At 70.7% G+C, this 17,717-nt stretch carries 13 protein-coding genes and 1 pseudogene; 13 read left to right on the top strand and 1 reads right to left on the bottom strand.

Going from position 1 to position 17,717, the window contains the following annotated elements; genetic code table 11:
• Positions 1 to 50: 50 nt before the first annotated feature.
• The 13 genes and pseudogenes from IH50_RS0108475 to IH50_RS39485 all read left to right on the top strand — a co-directional run.
• Positions 51 to 1,571, top strand: a complete 1,521-nt coding sequence (locus IH50_RS0108475; RefSeq protein ID WP_030858961.1) for a UDP-N-acetylmuramoyl-L-alanyl-D-glutamate--2,6-diaminopimelate ligase — start codon at positions 51 to 53, stop codon at positions 1,569 to 1,571.
• A gap of 4 nt (positions 1,572 to 1,575) precedes the next feature.
• Complete coding sequence (locus tag IH50_RS0108470) at positions 1,576 to 2,991, top strand: UDP-N-acetylmuramoyl-tripeptide--D-alanyl-D-alanine ligase (protein WP_030858960.1); 1,416 nt, start codon at positions 1,576 to 1,578, stop codon at positions 2,989 to 2,991.
• Positions 2,988 to 4,061 (top strand): phospho-N-acetylmuramoyl-pentapeptide-transferase, encoded by a 1,074-nt coding sequence (mraY, locus tag IH50_RS0108465; RefSeq protein WP_030858959.1) that lies wholly within the window; start codon positions 2,988 to 2,990, stop codon positions 4,059 to 4,061. Before IH50_RS0108470 ends, mraY begins: the two co-directional genes overlap by 4 nt.
• Complete coding sequence (murD, locus tag IH50_RS0108460; RefSeq protein WP_030858958.1) at positions 4,043 to 5,461, top strand: UDP-N-acetylmuramoyl-L-alanine--D-glutamate ligase; 1,419 nt, start codon at positions 4,043 to 4,045, stop codon at positions 5,459 to 5,461. Before mraY ends, murD begins: the two co-directional genes overlap by 19 nt.
• 74 nt (positions 5,462 to 5,535) lie before the next feature.
• Complete coding sequence (ftsW, locus tag IH50_RS0108455) at positions 5,536 to 6,888, top strand: putative lipid II flippase FtsW (protein WP_030858957.1); 1,353 nt, start codon at positions 5,536 to 5,538, stop codon at positions 6,886 to 6,888.
• 6 nt (positions 6,889 to 6,894) lie between these two features.
• On the top strand, positions 6,895 to 7,989 hold the full coding sequence (gene murG, locus IH50_RS0108450) for an undecaprenyldiphospho-muramoylpentapeptide beta-N-acetylglucosaminyltransferase (RefSeq protein ID WP_030858956.1): 1,095 nt from the start codon (positions 6,895 to 6,897) through the stop codon (positions 7,987 to 7,989).
• 25 nt (positions 7,990 to 8,014) lie between these two features.
• Positions 8,015 to 8,809: a cell division protein FtsQ/DivIB gene (locus tag IH50_RS0108445; RefSeq protein WP_030858955.1), complete on the top strand. Its 795-nt coding sequence runs from the start codon at positions 8,015 to 8,017 to the stop codon at positions 8,807 to 8,809.
• A gap of 288 nt (positions 8,810 to 9,097) precedes the next feature.
• Positions 9,098 to 10,291 (top strand): cell division protein FtsZ, encoded by a 1,194-nt coding sequence (gene ftsZ / locus IH50_RS0108440; RefSeq protein ID WP_030858954.1) that lies wholly within the window; start codon positions 9,098 to 9,100, stop codon positions 10,289 to 10,291.
• Entirely contained in the window at positions 10,288 to 11,016 is a 729-nt protein-coding gene (pgeF, locus tag IH50_RS0108435) for a peptidoglycan editing factor PgeF (RefSeq protein WP_030858952.1), read from the top strand. Before ftsZ ends, pgeF begins: the two co-directional genes overlap by 4 nt.
• Before the next feature lie 6 nt (positions 11,017 to 11,022).
• A complete protein-coding gene (locus IH50_RS0108430; protein ID WP_030858950.1) occupies positions 11,023 to 11,742 on the top strand; it encodes a YggS family pyridoxal phosphate-dependent enzyme in 720 nt (239 codons plus the stop codon).
• A gap of 129 nt (positions 11,743 to 11,871) precedes the next feature.
• The gene (locus IH50_RS0108425) at positions 11,872 to 12,513 is read left to right on the top strand and encodes a cell division protein SepF (RefSeq protein WP_030858948.1); all 642 of its coding nucleotides are present in this window, start codon (positions 11,872 to 11,874) and stop codon (positions 12,511 to 12,513) included.
• Positions 12,514 to 12,563: 50 nt separating this feature from the next.
• Positions 12,564 to 12,851: a YggT family protein gene (locus IH50_RS0108420; protein WP_019521941.1), complete on the top strand. Its 288-nt coding sequence runs from the start codon at positions 12,564 to 12,566 to the stop codon at positions 12,849 to 12,851.
• A gap of 55 nt (positions 12,852 to 12,906) precedes the next feature.
• Positions 12,907 to 14,052, top strand: a pseudogene (locus IH50_RS39485) (DivIVA domain-containing protein); the annotation flags it as partial.
• A 235-nt stretch (positions 14,053 to 14,287) separates the two neighbouring features.
• On the opposite strand, the gene ileS reads toward IH50_RS39485, so the two are convergent.
• Positions 14,288 to 17,431, bottom strand: coding sequence for an isoleucine--tRNA ligase (gene ileS, locus IH50_RS0108405; RefSeq protein ID WP_030858942.1), 3,144 nt, complete (start codon positions 17,429 to 17,431; stop codon positions 14,288 to 14,290).
• Positions 17,432 to 17,717 lie beyond the last annotated feature (286 nt).

The raw sequence follows: 17,717 nt of genomic DNA, 5'->3' as shown, positions 1-17,717 counted from the left end.
CCGCCGTGCCACACGCCGATCAGTCCCAAACCGCCCAGAAGGGCCACCCCGTGACATATCCGGGACCGCCCCGTCCGGTTCAGGTCTCCGCCACACCCCTCGCGGAACTCGCCGGTCAGCTGGGTGCCCCCGTGCCGGAACGGGCCGCCGACGTCACGGGCATCACCCATGACTCGCGCGCCGTCCGCCCCGGCGACCTGTACGCCGCCCTCCCGGGCGCCCGCGTCCACGGCGCCGACTTCGTCACCCAGGCCGCCGGCCTCGGCGCGGTCGCCGTGCTGACCGACCCGTCCGGCGCCGAGCGCGCCGCCGCGGCCGGACTGCCGGCGCTGGTGGTCGACGACCCGCGCGCGCGGATGGGCGAGCTGGCGGCCACCATCTACGGCCGTCCGGGCCGCGAGCTGCTCCAGATCGGCATCACCGGCACCTCGGGCAAGACCACCACCGCCTACCTGGTCGAGGGTGGCCTGAAAACGGCCCACCGCACGGGGCTCATCGGCACGGTCGAGATGCGCATCGGCGACGAGCGCATCAAGTCCGAGCGCACCACGCCCGAGGCCACCGACCTCCAGGCCCTGTTCGCCGTCATGCGCGAGCGCGGCACCGACGCGGTCGCCATGGAGGTCTCCAGCCACGCCCTGGTCCTCGGCCGGGTCGACGGCTGCGTCTTCGACATCGCCGTCTTCACCAACCTCAGCCCGGAACACATGGAGTTCCACTCCGACATGGAGGACTACTTCCGGGCCAAGGCGCAGCTGTTCACGCCGGAGCGCAGCCGGCTCGGCGTGGTCAACGTGGACGACGAGTACGGCCGCCGCCTCGCCAAGGAGGCCGGCGTCCCGGTCGTCACCTACTCCGCCGAGGGCCACCCCGACGCCGACTGGCGCGCCGAGGACGTCGAGGTCGGCCCGATGGACTCGACGTTCACCGTGGCCGGCCCCGGGGACGAGCGGATCACCGCCCGCTCGCCGCTGCCGGGCCCGTTCAACGTGGCGAACACCCTCGCCGCGATCGTCGCCCTCGCCGTCGCCGGACTCGACCCGCAGGCCGCCGCCGACGGCGTCGCCGCCGTACCGGGCGTGCCGGGCCGGCTGGAGCGCGTGGACGCCGGACAGCCGTACCTCGCGGTGGTGGACTACGCCCACAAGACCGACGCCGTGGAATCGGTGTTGCGCGCCCTGCGCAAGGTCACCGAGGGCCGGGTGCACGTCGTGCTCGGCTGCGGCGGCGACCGCGACCGGACCAAGCGGGAGCCCATGGGCGCCGCCGCCGCGCGGCTCGCCGACACCGCCGTACTGACCTCCGACAACCCCCGCTCCGAGGACCCCCTCGCGATCCTCGCCGCCATGCTCCGGGGTGCGGCCTCCGTGCCCGCCCACGAGCGCGGCGAGGTGCAGGTCTTCGAGGACCGGGCCGCCGCGATCGCCGCCGCCGTCGCACGGGCCGAACCCGGCGACACCGTGCTGGTCGCGGGCAAGGGCCACGAGCAGGGGCAGGACATCGCCGGGGTGGTGCGTCCCTTCGACGACCGCCAGGTGCTTCGGGAAGCCATCAAGAAAACCCAGGGATGAACTTGTGATCGCCCTCTCCCTCGCCGAGATCGCAGAAGTCGTCGGCGGGCAGACGCACGACATACCGGACTCCTCCGTCCGGGTCACCGGACCGGTCGTCAGGGACTCGCGGGAGGCGGGTCCGGGCAGCCTGTTCGTCGCCTTCGCCGGCGAGCGCGTGGACGGCCACGACTTCGCGGCGCAGGTCGTCGAGGCGGGCGCGGCCGCCGTGCTCGCCTCCCGGCCCGTCGGGGTCCCCGCGATCGTCGTGGCGGACGTCCAGGCGGCCCTCGGCGCCCTCGCCCGGCACGTCGTCGGCCGGCTCGGCACCACCCTCGTCGCGCTCACCGGCTCGGCCGGCAAGACCAGCACCAAGGACCTCATCGCCCAGGTCCTGCGGCGCAAGGCGCCGACCGTCTTCACCCCCGGCTCGCTCAACAACGAGATCGGCCTGCCGCTCACCGCGCTCACCGCCACCGAGGAGACGAAGTTCCTCGTGCTGGAGATGGGAGCGCGCGGAATCGGCCACATCCGGTACCTCACCGGTCTGACGCCCCCGAAGGTCGGACTGGTCCTGAACGTCGGTTCCGCCCACATCGGCGAGTTCGGCGGCCGGGAGCAGATCGCCGAGGCCAAGGGCGAGTTGGTGGAGGCCCTGCCCCCGGCCGAGGAGGGCGGCGCCGCGATCCTCAACGCGGACGACCCCCTCGTACGGGCCATGGCCTCCCGTACGAAGGCGAAGGTGATCCTTTTCGGAGAGTCCGACGAAGCGGACGTTCGGGCCGAGAACGTGCGACTCACGGACAACGGACAGCCTTCCTTCAGGCTTCACACACCCTCCGGTGCATCCGATGTGACCATGCGCCTGTACGGTGAGCATCACGTGTCGAACGCGCTCGCCGCGGCCGCCGTCGCCCACGAGTTGGGCATGTCCGCAGACGAGATCGCCACCGCGCTCTCCGAGGCGGGCTCCCTCTCCCGCTGGCGGATGGAGGTCACCGAGCGCCCGGACGGCGTGACGGTCGTCAACGACGCCTACAACGCGAACCCCGAGTCCATGAAGGCAGCGCTGCGCGCGCTGGCGGCCATGGGCAAGGGACGCCGTACGTGGGCGGTGCTCGGCAAGATGGCCGAGCTCGGGGACGAGGCGCTCGCCGAGCACGACGCGGTCGGACGGCTCGCCGTCCGGCTCAACGTCAGCAAGCTCGTCGCAGTCGGGGGCAGGGAAGCCGCCTGGCTGCAACTGGGCGCATATAACGAGGGTTCGTGGGGTGAGGAGTCGGTGCACGTGTCCGACGCACAGGCGGCGGTCGACCTGTTGCGCAGCGAATTGCGCCCGGGGGATGTCGTACTCGTGAAGGCGTCCCGTTCGGTCGGGCTCGAGAGCGTGGCGCAGGCGCTGCTCGAGACCGGTGCCGAGGGTGAGGTCTCCGCCCGATGATGAATCAGATCCTGTTCGCAGGAGTCATTGGCCTCTTCCTGACGCTGATCGGCACCCCGCTGCTGATCAAGCTGCTCGCGCGCAAGGGGTACGGGCAGTACATCCGTGACGACGGCCCGCGCGAGCACGCCAGCAAGCGCGGTACGCCGACGATGGGCGGTATCGCCTTCATCCTGTCGACGGTCGCCGCGTACTTCCTCAGCAAGGTGATCAGCGGCGAGCCCCCGAGGTACTCGGGCGTGCTGGTGCTGGGCCTGATGGTCGGCATGGGCCTGGTCGGCTTCCTGGACGACTACATCAAGATCGTCAAGCGGCGTTCGCTGGGTCTGCGGGCCAAGGCGAAGATGGCCGGCCAGCTCATCGTCGGTATCGCCTTTGCGGTGCTCTCGCTGCAGTTCGCGGACTCCCGCGGACAGACCCCGGCCTCCACGAAGCTGTCGTTCATCACGGACTTCGGCTGGACCATCGGCCCGGTGCTGTTCGTCGTCTGGGCGCTGTTCATGATCCTCGCGATGTCGAACGGCGTGAACCTGACCGACGGTCTGGACGGCCTCGCCACCGGCGCCTCCGTGCTCGTCTTCGGCGCCTACACCTTCATCGGCGTCTGGCAGTTCCAGGAGTCCTGCGCCAACGGCGAGACGCTGACCAACCCGGGCGCCTGCTACGAGGTGCGCGACCCGCTGGACCTCGCGGTCGTCGCCTCCGCGCTGATGGGTTCCTGCCTGGGCTTCCTGTGGTGGAACACCTCTCCGGCCAAGATCTTCATGGGTGACACCGGTTCGCTGGCGCTCGGCGGTGTGCTCGCGGGTCTCGCGATCTGCTCCCGCACCGAGCTGCTGCTGGCCATCCTGGGCGGTCTGTTCGTCCTCATCACCATGTCGGTGGTCATCCAGGTCGGCTCGTTCAAGCTCACCGGGAAGCGGGTCTTCCGGATGGCACCGCTCCAGCATCACTTCGAACTCAAGGGCTGGTCCGAAGTCCTTGTGGTGGTCCGCTTCTGGATCATCCAGGGCATCTGTGTGATCGTCGGACTGGGCCTCTTCTACGCGGGATGGGCAGCGGACAAGTGACCGACTGGCAGGGGAAGAACGTCACCGTCGCCGGACTCGGCGTCTCCGGCGTCCCGGCGGCCAAGGTGCTGCACGGGCTCGGCGCGAAGGTCACCGTCGTCAACGACGGGGACGATCCGCGCGCGCGTGAGCAGGCCGCCGGACTGGAGGCGCTCGGCGTCACCGTGCGCCTCGGTGACGGGGCGACCCTGCCGGAAGGCACCGAGCTGATCGTCACGGCCCCCGGCTGGAAGCCGGACAAGCCGCTGTTCGCGGCGGCGGACGCGGCCGGGGTGCCGGTGTGGGGCGACGTCGAACTCGCCTGGCGGCTCAGGAAGCCCGGCGCGGCCGACTGGCTCGCGGTCACCGGCACCAACGGCAAGACCACGACCGTCCAGATGCTCGCCTCCATCCTGAGGGCGGCGGGCCTGCGCACCGCCGCCGTCGGCAACATCGGCGTCTCCCTCCTGGACGCCGTGCTCGGCGAGGAGGAGTACGACGTGCTCGCCGTGGAGCTGTCCAGCTACCAGCTCCACTGGGCGCCCTCCCTGCGCGCCCACTCGGCGGCCGTGCTCAACCTCGCCCCGGACCACCTCGACTGGCACGGCTCCATGGAGGCGTACGCCAGGGACAAGGGCCGCGTCTACGAGGGCAACCGCGTCGCCTGCGTCTACAACGTGGCCGACAAGGCCACCGAGGACCTGGTCCGCGAGGCCGACGTCGAGGAGGGCTGCCGCGCCGTCGGCTTCACCCTCGGTACGCCCGGCCCCTCCCAACTCGGCGTCGTGGAGGGCATCCTGGTCGACCGCGCCTTCGTCGAGAACCGGCAGCGGAACGCCCAGGAGCTCGCCGAGGTCTCCGACGTCACCCCGCCCGCCCCGCACAACATCGCCAACGCCCTTGCCGCGGCGGCCCTCGCGCGGGCCTACGGGGTGCCCGCGAGCGCCGTACGGGACGGCCTGCGGGCCTTCACCCCGGACGCCCACCGCATCGCGCATGTCGCCGACGTGGACGGGGTCGCGTACATCGACGACTCCAAGGCCACCAACACGCATGCCGCCGAAGCCTCGTTGGCGGCCTACGAGTCGATCGTGTGGATCGCCGGCGGGCTCGCCAAGGGCGCCACCTTCGACGAACTGGTCGCCGGCGCGGCGAAGCGGCTGCGCGGTGCCGTGCTGATCGGCCGGGACCGCGCCCTGATCCGCGAAGCCCTCGCGCGACACGCCCCGGAAGTACCCGTCGTCGACCTCGACCGGACCGACACTGGGGCGATGCTCCGGGCCGTCCAGGAGGCGCGGCGGCTCGCCCGGCCCGGCGACACGGTGCTGCTGGCCCCGGCCTGCGCCTCGATGGACATGTTCACCAACTACAACAAGCGCGGTGACGCGTTCGCACAGGCGGTGCGCGAGCTCGGCGCCTGACCCCGGCCCGCCTGGCGCCGGGCGACCTTGGGAGGGACGCGTGGGACCGTCGACGGCGTACAGCGGAGGCCCGGATGACCGGTAGCCGTACCGGCCGCCCGCCCGTACGGCGGGCCGTGCGCGGACCCGTCGTACCCGGGCCCCCGCGCGAGAACCCCGTCCGCACCCTGGTCACCCGGGCGCGCAGGGCCTGGGACCGGCCGCTGACCGCGTACTACCTGATCCTCGGCGGCAGCGCGCTGATCACCGTGCTGGGCCTGGTGATGGTCTACTCGGCCTCCCAGATCACGGCGCTGCAGATGTCGCTGCCGGGCTCGTACTTCTTCCGCAAGCAGTTGCTGGCCGCCGGGATCGGCTGCGTCCTGCTGCTGGCGGCCTCCAGGATGCCGGTGAGGCTGCACCGGGCCCTGGCCTACCCGATCCTCGCGGGCGCCGTCGTCCTGATGGCCCTGGTGCAGGTGCCGGGGGTAGGGGTCGCGGTCAACGGCAACCAGAACTGGATCGCCCTCGGCGGGTCCTTCCAGATCCAGCCCAGCGAGTTCGGCAAGCTCGCGCTGGTGCTGTGGGGCGCCGATCTGCTCGCCCGCAAGCAGGACAAGCGGCTGCTGTCCCAGTGGAAGCACATGCTGGTGCCGCTCGTCCCGGCCGCCTTCATGCTGCTCGGGCTGATCATGCTCGGCGGCGACATGGGCACGGCGATCATCCTGACGGCGATCCTTTTCGGCCTGTTGTGGCTGGCGGGGGCGCCGACCCGGCTCTTCGTCGGCGTGCTGTCGATCGCCGCGCTGCTCGGCGCGATCCTCATCCGCACCAGCCCCAACCGCATGGCCCGGCTCACCTGCCTCGGCGCCACCGAGCCCCAGACGGGACCGGTCGACTGCTGGCAGGCGGTGCACGGGATCTACGCCCTCGCCTCCGGCGGGATCTTCGGTTCCGGGCTCGGTGCAAGTGTGGAGAAATGGGGCCAACTTCCCGAAGCACACACGGACTTCATCTTCGCCATCACCGGTGAGGAACTGGGTCTGGCGGGGACGCTGTCGGTACTCGCCCTGTTCGCGGCTCTAGGCTATGCGGGTATCCGCGTGGCCGGACGCACGGAGGACCCCTTCGTCAGGTATGCCGCGGGAGGCGTGACCACCTGGATCACGGCCCAGGCCGTGATCAACATCGGTGCGGTGCTCGGTCTGCTGCCGATCGCCGGAGTCCCGCTCCCGCTGTTCTCCTACGGGGGATCCGCCCTGCTGCCGACCATGTTCGCCATCGGGCTGCTGATCGCCTTCGCGCGTGAGGACCCCGCTGCACGGATGGCGCTTGCCATGCGGCAACCCCGCTTTGGTAGAAAGCGGGGCGGGGGTCCACAGCGGCCCCGGAGATGGAACACGATGCGACGGCGTGCCCCGGTGGCGCGTTCGTCCGGAGAGCGGTGAATTTCGGTGCATGTCGTACTCGCCGGCGGAGGAACCGCAGGCCACATCGAGCCCGCGCTCGCCCTCGCGGACGCCCTGCGCAGGCAGGATCCGACCGTGGGCATCACGGCCCTGGGCACGGAACGCGGCCTGGAGACCCGTCTCGTACCCGAGCGCGGGTACGAACTGGCGCTGATCCCCGCCGTACCGCTGCCGCGCAAGCCCACCCCCGAGCTGATCACCGTTCCGGGCCGGCTGCGCGGCACCATCAAGGCGGCCGAGCAGGTCCTGGAGCGCACCAAGGCGGACGCCGTGGTCGGCTTCGGTGGCTACGTCGCCCTGCCCGGCTACCTCGCGGCCAAGCGGCTCGGCGTGCCGATCGTGATCCACGAGGCCAACGCCCGGCCCGGACTGGCCAACAAGATCGGCTCCCGGTACGCCGCCCAGGTCGCCGTCTCCACGCCCGACAGCAAGCTGCGGGGCGCCCGCTACATCGGCATCCCGCTGCGCCGCTCCATCTCCACCCTGGACCGGGCCGCCGTACGCCCCGAGGCCCGCGCCGCGTTCGGCCTCGACCCCAATCTGCCCACGCTGCTGGTCTCCGGCGGCTCGCAGGGCGCCCGGCGGCTCAACGAGGTGGTCCAGCAGGTCGCTCCGTGGCTCCAGCAGGCCGGGATCCAGATCCTGCACGCGGTCGGCCCGAAGAACGAACTGCCGCAGGTGCACCAGATGCCGGGCATGCCCCCCTACATCCCGGTAAGTTACCTGGACCGGATGGACCTCGCGTATGCCGCGGCCGACATGATGCTCTGCCGCGCGGGCGCGATGACCGTCGCCGAACTCTCCGCCGTCGGGCTCCCGGCCGCCTACGTCCCGCTGCCCATCGGCAACGGCGAACAGCGGCTCAACGCCCAGCCGGTGGTCAAGGCCGGCGGCGGACTGCTGGTCGACGACGCGGAGCTGACGCCCGACTGGGTGCAGCAGAACGTGCTGCCCGTGCTCGCCGACCCGCACCGGCTGTACGAGATGTCCCGCGCCGCCGCCGAGTTCGGCCGCCGGGACGCCGACGACCTGCTCGTCGGCATGGTGTACGAGGCGATCGCCGCCCGTGCGCACCGCTAGAGGCGTATGACGGAGGGCAGGCAACATGGCCGGATCGACCACCGCCGAGCGGGGTGAACGCAAGCGGGAGTCGTCCGGCCCGCCGCCCGTGCGGCGGTTCGGGCGACGACAGGTTCGTCGGATCATCGTCCTGGCCGTCGTCCTGGTGTTCCTCGGCAGCGGGGCGTTCTGGCTGCTGTACGGGTCGGACCTGGTGCGCGTGGAGCGTGTGACGGTGTCGGGGACCCGGGTCCTGACGCCCGCGGAGGTGCGCGAGGCCGCCGACGTCCCCCTCGGGGAACAACTGGTCTCCGTCGACACCGACGCGATCGAGGCGCGGCTTTCCGGTGCGTTGCCCCGGATCGACACGGTTGACGTGATTCGTTCCTGGCCGAGTGGGATCACGCTGAAAGTGACGGAACGCACCGCTGTCCTCCTTGTCCACAAAGGCGGGAAATTCATCGAAGTGGACAAGGAAGGTGTCCGGTTCGCCACGGTTTCCCAGGCCCCCAAGGGGGTACCGGCGCTGAAAATGACCGTTTCCAGGAGCGGTTCCGCGGCGGCGAGCCTGCGCCGCTTCGACGAGGACCGGCTGACCCGGGAGGCGGTGCGGGTGGCCGGCGCGGTCCCGGCCCCCGTGGCGCAGGCCACCCGCAGCGTCAAGGTCCGTTCCTACGACGACATCTCGCTGGAACTGGCGGACGGCCGTACGGTCGACTGGGGAAGCAGTGAGAAGGGAGCCGAGAAGGGCCGTATTCTCACCGCACTGATGAAAGCGGAGCCCGGCGCGCGGCACTTCGACGTCAGCGTGCCCACGGCCCCGGCGTCAGCGGGGAGTTGACGCACATCAGCGCAGGCCAGCACCCTGATTGGGCAGCGCTACGGCTGATCACATAGGGTGAAAAGAAAAACGGGAGGTTCGGCGTGTTCGTTGAACGGGCGCCGCTTGTCGACTTAGTGTCCTGTTCAGAAGACTCCAGGGAACGGACACACTGGTAACCCTAAACTTCAACGTTAGGGTTCGGGTCGGCGCTACGGACCGTCCCATTCGGCATCAGTCGTCGGGTCGCGGGGGCATCAGTGCTTCAGCGGTCGGGCGACACGTAACTCGAGGCGAGAGGCCTTCGACGTGGCAGCACCGCAGAACTACCTCGCAGTCATCAAAGTCATCGGTGTCGGCGGCGGTGGTGTCAATGCCATCAACCGGATGATCGAGGTCGGTCTCAAGGGCGTCGAGTTCATCGCCATCAACACCGACGCGCAAGCCCTGTTGATGAGCGACGCCGACGTCAAGCTCGACGTCGGCCGTGAACTCACCCGCGGACTCGGCGCCGGAGCCAACCCGGCCGTCGGCCGCAAGGCCGCGGAGGATCACCGCGAGGAGATCGAGGAGGTCCTCAAGGGGGCCGACATGGTCTTCGTGACGGCCGGCGAGGGCGGCGGCACCGGCACCGGCGGCGCGCCCGTCGTGGCCAACATCGCCCGCTCGCTCGGTGCCCTCACCATCGGCGTGGTCACCCGCCCGTTCACCTTCGAGGGGCGGCGCCGTGCGAACCAGGCGGAGGACGGCATCGCCGAGCTCCGCGAAGAGGTCGACACCCTCATCGTGATCCCGAACGACCGGCTGCTGTCCATCTCGGACCGTCAGGTGTCGGTCCTCGACGCCTTCAAGTCGGCGGACCAGGTGCTGCTCTCCGGTGTCCAGGGCATCACCGACCTCATCACCACGCCCGGCCTGATCAACCTGGACTTCGCGGACGTCAAGTCGGTCATGTCCGAGGCCGGTTCGGCCCTCATGGGCATCGGCTCGGCCCGCGGCGACGACCGCGCGGTGGCCGCCGCCGAGATGGCCATCTCCTCGCCGCTGCTCGAAGCCTCCATCGACGGCGCCCGCGGCGTGCTGCTCTCCATCTCCGGCGGCTCCGACCTCGGTCTGTTCGAGATCAACGAGGCCGCCCAGCTGGTCAGCGAGGCCGCCCACCCCGAGGCCAACATCATCTTCGGTGCGGTGATCGACGACGCCCTCGGCGACGAGGTCCGGGTCACCGTGATCGCGGCCGGCTTCGACGGCGGCCAGCCGCCCGCCAAGCGGGACAACGTCCTCGGCTCGTCCTCGGCCAAGCGCGAGGAGCCCGCCCCGGCGCGGCAGCCGGAGAGCCGTCCGTCCTTCGGCTCGCTCGGCAGCGTCACGCCGAAGGAGGACCCGGAGCCGCCGGCGCCGGAGCCGGTGCGCGACATCCCGGCCGTCCAGCCGCCGGTCCCGCCGTCGCGGACCTACGACAGCCCGGTCGAGGAACTGGACGTACCGGACTTCCTGAAGTGATAGGACGGCGCGAGAGCGTGAGCGGCGCGCACTTCGCCTTCACCGACCGGTGGGGCGGGGTGAGCGCCGCTCCGTATGAGGAGCTCAACCTCGGCGGTGCGGTCGGTGACGACCCCGCGGCCGTGCGTGTCAACCGCGAACTGGCCGCCAAGTCGCTCGGCGTGGACCCGGCCCGGGTGGTCTGGATGAACCAGGTGCACGGGGCCGATGCGGCCGTGGTCGACGGTCCCTGGGGCGAGCGCCCGGTCCCCGAGGTCGACGCGATCGTCACCGTGCGGCGCGGGCTCGCCCTCGCGGTGCTCACCGCCGACTGCGTACCGGTCCTGCTGGCCGACCCGGTCGCCGGCGTCGTCGCAGCGGCCCACGCGGGCCGGCCCGGCATGACCGCCGGGATCGTCCCCGCCGCCGTACGGGCCATGACGGAACTCGGTGCCGACCCCGCGCGGATCGTCGCCCGCACCGGCCCCGCCGTCTGCGGCCGGTGCTACGAGGTGCCGGAGGCGATGCGCGCCGAGGTGGCCGCCGTCGAACCGGCGGCGCACGCCGTCACGAGCTGGGGCATACCGGCGGTCGACGTGGCCGCGGGCGTGCACGCGCAGCTCGAACGGCTCGGGGTGCGTGACCGGGAGCAGTCGCCGGTGTGCACGCTGGAGTCGGCTGATCACTTCTCGTACCGCCGCGACCGCACCACCGGGCGGCTCGCCGGCTATGTGTGGCTGGACTGATGGGACATGACGGACCGTAGGGACGAACTCGCCGCGAACCTGGCGAAAGTGGAAGAGCGGATCGCCGCCGCGTGCGCCGCCGCCGGACGCGGGCGGGACGAGGTGACCCTGATCGTGGTCACCAAGACCTACCCCGCGGACGATGTGCGGATCCTGTCCGGACTCGGGGTGCGTCATGTGGCCGAGAACCGGGACCAGGACGCCGCCCCCAAGGCGGCCGCGTGTGCGGATCTGCCCCTCAGCTGGCATTTCGTCGGTCAGCTTCAGACCAACAAGGTGCGTTCCGTGGTGGGTTACGCCGATTTCGTGCAGTCCGTCGACCGTTCCCGGTTGGTGACGGCCCTCTCCAAAGAGGCCGTACGGGCCGGCCGGGAGATCGGCTGTCTGATCCAGGTGGCGCTCGACGCCGACGCGAGCGGCCGGGGGGAGCGCGGGGGTGTGGCGCCCGCCGGTGTCGCGGAGTTGGCCGACCTGGTCGCGCGGTCCGAGGGGCTGCGGCTCGGCGGACTGATGACCGTCGCCCCGCTCGCCGGGGAGTACGCGGGACGCGAACGGGCGGCCTTCGAGCGGTTGATGGATTTGTCGACCGACCTGCGCAGGGACCATCCGGCTGCGAACATGGTCTCGGCAGGGATGAGTGCGGACCTCGAACAGGCCGTGGCCGCCGGAGCGACACATGTGCGCGTCGGCAGTGCGGTACTCGGAGTCCGCCCCGCGCTCGGGTAACGTCGCCAAGAAGTCGGACCACAGCAGAAAATATGGTCAGTTCCGCCGAACAGCGGACGTAAAGACCCAGTGGATCGCGGGCACTTGGCGGTCGTCAGCGGATCCACCACAGAGCGGAGGACTAGGAGCATGGCCGGCGCGATGCGCAAGATGGCGGTCTACCTCGGCCTCGTGGAGGACGATGGGTACGACGGCCGCGGATTCGACCCAGACGACGACTTCGAGCCCGAACTCGACCCGGAGCCCGAGCGGGACCACCGGCGGCACGAGCCGTCGCACCAGCCCCACGTCTCACATCAGCCCCAAAGGGACGAAGAGGTGCGAGTCGCCCATCCTCCCGCGCCGCGCGAACCGATCGCCCGATCCGCTTCGCTCCCCGCGGAATCGCCACGCCCGGCGCGGATCGCGTCCGTGGCATCCATCACACAAGAACGTGCCAGCCTGGAGAAGAACGCGCCGGTGATCATGCCCAAGGTCGTGTCCGAACGAGAGCCTTACCGGATCACCACGCTTCACCCCCGGACCTACAACGAGGCCCGTACCATCGGGGAACACTTCCGTGAGGGCACGCCGGTGATCATGAACTTGACCGAGATGGACGACACGGACGCGAAGCGACTTGTCGACTTCGCGGCCGGTCTGGTGTTTGGTCTTCACGGCAGCATCGAGCGGGTGACGCAGAAGGTGTTCTTGTTGTCGCCTGCTAACGTCGATGTCACGGCGGAGGACAAGGCCCGCATCGCAGAGGGCGGGTTCTTCAACCAGAGCTGAGACGCAGGACCGGACGAAGAGCGGTACATGGGGAGAGGGAAAAGCAGGCCATGAGCGTGTTCGCGCAGGTGATCTACATCGCGCTGATGGTGTTCCTCATCGTGCTGATCTTCCGTTTGGTCATGGATTACGTGTTCCAGTTCGCCCGCTCATGGCAACCCGGCAAGGCGATGGTGGTCGTCCTGGAGGCCACTTACACTGTCACCGATCCACCGCTGAAGCTTCTGCGGCGGTTCATCCCGCCGCTGCGTCTCGGGGGCGTGGCGCTAGACCTGTCCTTCTTCGTCCTGATGATCATCGTCTGGATCCTCATCTCCGTCGCACAGAGGTTTGTGTGATGAGGATGGACGATACGGTCTTGCCGACTGCCGATGACTACGTTGAGGTGAAGAGATGCCGTTGACCCCCGAGGACGTGCGGAACAAACAGTTCACGACCGTCCGCCTCCGAGAAGGCTATGACGAGGACGAGGTCGATGCCTTCCTCGACGAGGTCGAAGCCGAACTGACGCGCCTGCTCCGCGAGAACGAGGACCTGCGCGCCAAGCTGGCCGCGGCCACGCGTGCCGCTGCCCAGAACCAGCAGAACATGCGCAAGCCTCCTGAGCCACAGGACCAGCAGCAACAGCAGGGGCCGCCCCAGGGCATGCCCCAGCAGGGCATGCGAGGTCCCGGCGCTCCGGTGCCCGCCGGCATATCGGGCCCGCCGCAGCAGCAGATGGGTGGCCCCATGGGTGGCCCGCCCCAGCTGCCGAGCGGTGCTCCTCAGCTGCCCGCCGGCCCCGGCGGACAGGGCGGCCCGCAGGGTCCCGGCCCCATGGGTCAGGGTCCCGGGCCGATGGGCCAGGGTCCCGGTCCGATGGGTCAGGGCCCCATGGGCCAGGGCCCCGGTCCGATGGGCCAGGGCGGCCCGATGCAGGGGCAGATGGGTCCTGGTGGCCCGATGGGCGGCCCCATGGGCGGTCCCGGTATGCCCGGTCAGGGCGGCCCGGGTATGCCCGGTCAGGGCGGTCCCGGTGGCGACAGCGCCGCGCGCGTCCTGTCGCTGGCCCAGCAGACCGCGGACCAGGCGATCGCGGAGGCCCGTTCCGAGGCCAACAAGATCGTGGGCGAGGCGCGTTCGCGTGCCGAGGGTCTCGAGCGGGACGCCCGCGCCAAGGCCGACGCCCTGGAGCGGGACGCGCAGGAGAAGCACCGCGTCGCGATGGGCTCCCTGGAGTCCGCCCGCGCCACGCTGGAGCGCAAGGTCGAGGACCTGCGCGGCTTCGAGCGCGAGTACCGCACGCGACTGAAGTCCTACCTGGAGTCGCAGCTGCGCCAGCTGGAGACCCAGGCGGACGACTCGCTCGCCCCGCCGCGCCAGCCCGCGAGCTCCGCGCCGTCGCTGCCGCCGTCCCCGGCGCCCTCGATGGCTCCCGCCGGAGCCGGTGCGCCGTCCTACGGCGGCAACCAGACGATGGGCGGCCCTCCCGGCGGTCAGGGTGGTCCCTCCTACGGCGGCGGTCAGCAGCAGATGCAGCCGGCGATGACCCAGCCGATGCCCCGCCCCTTCGCTGCGCTTGCTCACGTGGGTGTGCGGTGTTTGTTCGGGTCCGGGTGCCATGTCCGACGTACGCAACGCCGAAGGCCGGGACCCACCGGACATCCTGGTGGGCCCCGGCCTTCGGCGTGCGCGCCTTACCGTCCGCGGGGGCGGTCAGCCGGGCGTCCGCGGATCGTGTGTGGCCGATCGCGCGGTTCCCCGCGCCCCTCGGGGCGCGGGGCTCACCGGCGCTTCACGCCTTGCGCAGGCGGAACGTCAGGGACAGGCCCTCGTCGGTGAACGGCGTGCCGTACGTGTCGTCCGCCTCACCCTGCGCGAAGTCCGTCGCCAGGACCTCGTCCGCGATCAGTCCCGCGTGCTCCGCCAGCGCGGAGACCGTCGCCGGCTCCGTCGCCGTCCAGCGCAGGGCGATCCGGTCGGCCACGTCGAGGCCGCTGTTCTTGCGGGCCTCCTGGATCAGCCGGATCGCGTCCCGCGCGAGCCCCGCGCGGCGCAGCTCCTCGGTGATCTCCAGGTCGAGGGCGACCGTGGCACCGGCGTCGGACGCCACCGACCAGCCCTCGCGCGGGGTCTCCGTGATGATCACCTCGTCCGGGGCCAGGGCGACCGTCTCACCGTCGACCTCCACCGAGGCCGTGCCCTCGCGCAGCGCCAGGGAGAGCGCGGCGGCGTCCGCGTTCGCGACCGCCTTGGCCACGTCCTGGACCCGCTTGCCGAACCGCTTGCCCAGCGCACGGAAGTTGGCCTTCGCCGTGGTGTCCACCAGCGAGCCGCCCACCTCGGACAGCGACGCCAGCGACTCGACGTTCAGCTCCTCCGTGATCTGCGTGTGCAGCTCGGGGTCGAGGGTGCCGAAGCCGCTCGCCGCGATCAGCGCGCGCTTCAGCGGCTGGCGGGTCTTCACGCCCGACTCCGCGCGGGTGGCCCGGCCCAGCTCCACGAGCCGGCGCACCAGCACCATCTGCTTCGACAGCCCGGGGTCGATGGCGGACAGGTCCGCCTCCGGCCACGCGGACAGGTGCACCGACTCCGGGGCGCCCGGGGTGACGGGGACGATCAGGTCCTGCCAGACCCGCTCGGTGATGAACGGGGTCAGCGGGGCCATCAGCTTGGTGACCGTCTCCACGACCTCGTGCAGCGTGCGCAGCGCGGCCTTGTCGCCCTGCCAGAAGCGGCGCCGGGAGCGGCGGACGTACCAGTTGGACAGGTCGTCGACGAACGCGGAGAGCAGCTTGCCGGCGCGCTGGGTGTCGTACCCCTCCAGCGCCTGGGTCACCTGGTCGGTGAGCGCGTGCAGTTCGGAGAGCAGCCAGCGGTCCAGGACCGGGCGGTCGGCCGGGGCCGGGTCGGCCGCCGACGGCGCCCAGTTCGACGTACGGGCGTACAGGGCCTGGAAGGCGACCGTGTTCCAGTACGTCAGCAGCGTCTTGCGGACGACCTCCTGGATGGTGCCGTGGCCCACCCGGCGGGCCGCCCACGGCGAACCGCCGGCCGCCATGAACCAGCGGACCGCGTCGGCGCCGTGCTGCTCCATCAACGGGATCGGCTGCAGGATGTTGCCCAGGTGCTTGGACATCTTGCGGCCGTCCTCGGCGAGGATGTGACCGAGGCAGACGACGTTCTCGTACGACGACTTGTCGAAGACCAGGGTGCCGATCGCCATCAGCGTGTAGAACCAGCCGCGGGTCTGGTCGGTGGCCTCGCTGATGAACTGTGCCGGGTAGCGGGCCTCGAACAGCTCCTTGTTCTTGTACGGGTAGCCCCACTGCGCGAACGGCATCGAGCCCGAGTCGTACCAGGCGTCGATGACCTCCGGCACGCGCGTGGCCGTCTTCCCGCAGCCGTCGTGGCGGCAGCCGAAGGTGACCTCGTCGATGTACGGGCGGTGCGGGTCGAGGCCCGACTGGTCGGTGCCGGACAGCTCGGTGAGCTCCGCGCGGGAGCCGACGACCGTGAGGTGGTCGTCCTCGCAGCGCCAGATCGGCAGCGGGGTGCCCCAGTAGCGGTTGCGGGAGAGCGCCCAGTCGATGTTGTTGTTCAGCCAGTCGCCGTAGCGGCCGTTCTTGACCGTGTCCGGGAACCAGTTGGTCTTCTCGTTCTCCTGGAGCAGCCGGTCCTTGATGGCGGTGGTGCGGATGTACCAGGACGGCTGCGCGTAGTAGAGCAGCGCGGTGTGGCAGCGCCAGCAGTGCGGGTAGCTGTGCTCGTACGGGATGTGCTTGAAGAGCAGGCCGCGCTCGTCGAGGTCGGCGGTGAGCTTCTCGTCGGCCTTCTTGAAGAAGACGCCGCCGACCAGCGGGACGTCCTCCTCGAAGGTGCCGTCGGGGCGGACCGGGTTGACCACGGGCAGGCCGTAGGAGCGGCAGACCTTGAGGTCGTCCTCACCGAAGGCGGGGGACTGGTGGACGAGGCCGGTGCCGTCCTCGGTGGTGACGTACTCGGCGTTCACCACGTAGTGGGCGGGCTCCGGGAAGTCCACCAGCTCGAAGGGGCGCCGGTAGGTCCAGCGCTCCATCTCGGCGCCGGTGAAGGACTGCCCGGTGGCCTCCCAGCCCTCGCCGAGGGCCTTGGTGAGCAGGGGCTCGGCGACGACCAGCTTCTCCTCACCGTTCGTGGCGACGACGTAGGTGACCTCGGGGTGGGCGGCGACGGCCGTGTTGGAGACCAGGGTCCACGGGGTCGTCGTCCAGACGACCAGCGCGGCCTCGCCGGCCAGCGGTCCCGAGGTGAGCGGGAAGCGGACGTAGACGGACGGGTCGACGACCGTCTCGTAGCCCTGCGCCAGCTCGTGGTCGGACAGGCCGGTGCCGCAGCGGGGGCACCAGGGGGCGACGCGGTGGTCCTGGACCAGCAGGCCCTTGCCGAAGATCTCCTTCAGCGACCACCAGACGGACTCGACGTACTCCGGGTCCATGGTGCGGTAGGCGTCGTCGAGGTCGACCCAGTAGCCCATGCGGGTCGTCAGCTCGGTGAAGGCGTCGGTGTGCCGGGTCACCGACTCGCGGCACCTGGCGTTGAACTCGGCGATGCCGTACGCCTCGATGTCCTGCTTGCCGGAGAAGCCGAGCTCCTTCTCGACGGCCAGCTCCACCGGGAGGCCGTGGCAGTCCCAGCCGGCCTTGCGGGCCACGTGGTAGCCGCGCATGGTGCGGAAGCGGGGGAAGACGTCCTTGAAGACGCGGGCCTCGATGTGGTGGGCGCCGGGCATGCCGTTGGCGGTGGGCGGACCCTCGTAGAACACCCATTCGGGGCGTCCCTCGGACTGCTCCAGGCTCTTGGCGAAGATCTTCTGCTCGTCCCAGAACGTGAGCACCGTGTGCTCGAGCGCGGGCAGGTCGACCTGGGCGGGTACCTGGCGGTACGTCGGCGTTGTCATCAGCGGGCTTCCTCCGGCGGACTTGCTGCCTTCCGTCCGGAGGGACGAGAGCTGTGTCCTTACGCCGCCGTCGGCGCGCTCCCGCGGTACCACCCTCCTTGGCCCCCCGGTGCGCCGTACGCTCCGGTGAGCCCCCTCATTGGGGTCGCGATGCCGGTTCTACCGCCCCGCGCGGGGGTTTCTTCCGGCGGCTCCGGGGTGATCTTCACGTCGCGCTCGCCCCCGGGCTCACACCGTCCCCGGGTCGCTCTGGGCTGCGTACGCCGCTACTCGTCCCCATCCACGC

The sequence above is a fragment of the Streptomyces sp. NRRL S-37 genome, assembly GCF_000721605.1.
Classification (GTDB): domain Bacteria; phylum Actinomycetota; class Actinomycetes; order Streptomycetales; family Streptomycetaceae; genus Streptomyces.
The sequence above is the reverse complement of the archived record's forward strand: the minus strand, read 5'-3'. Positions and strand labels throughout refer to the sequence as shown.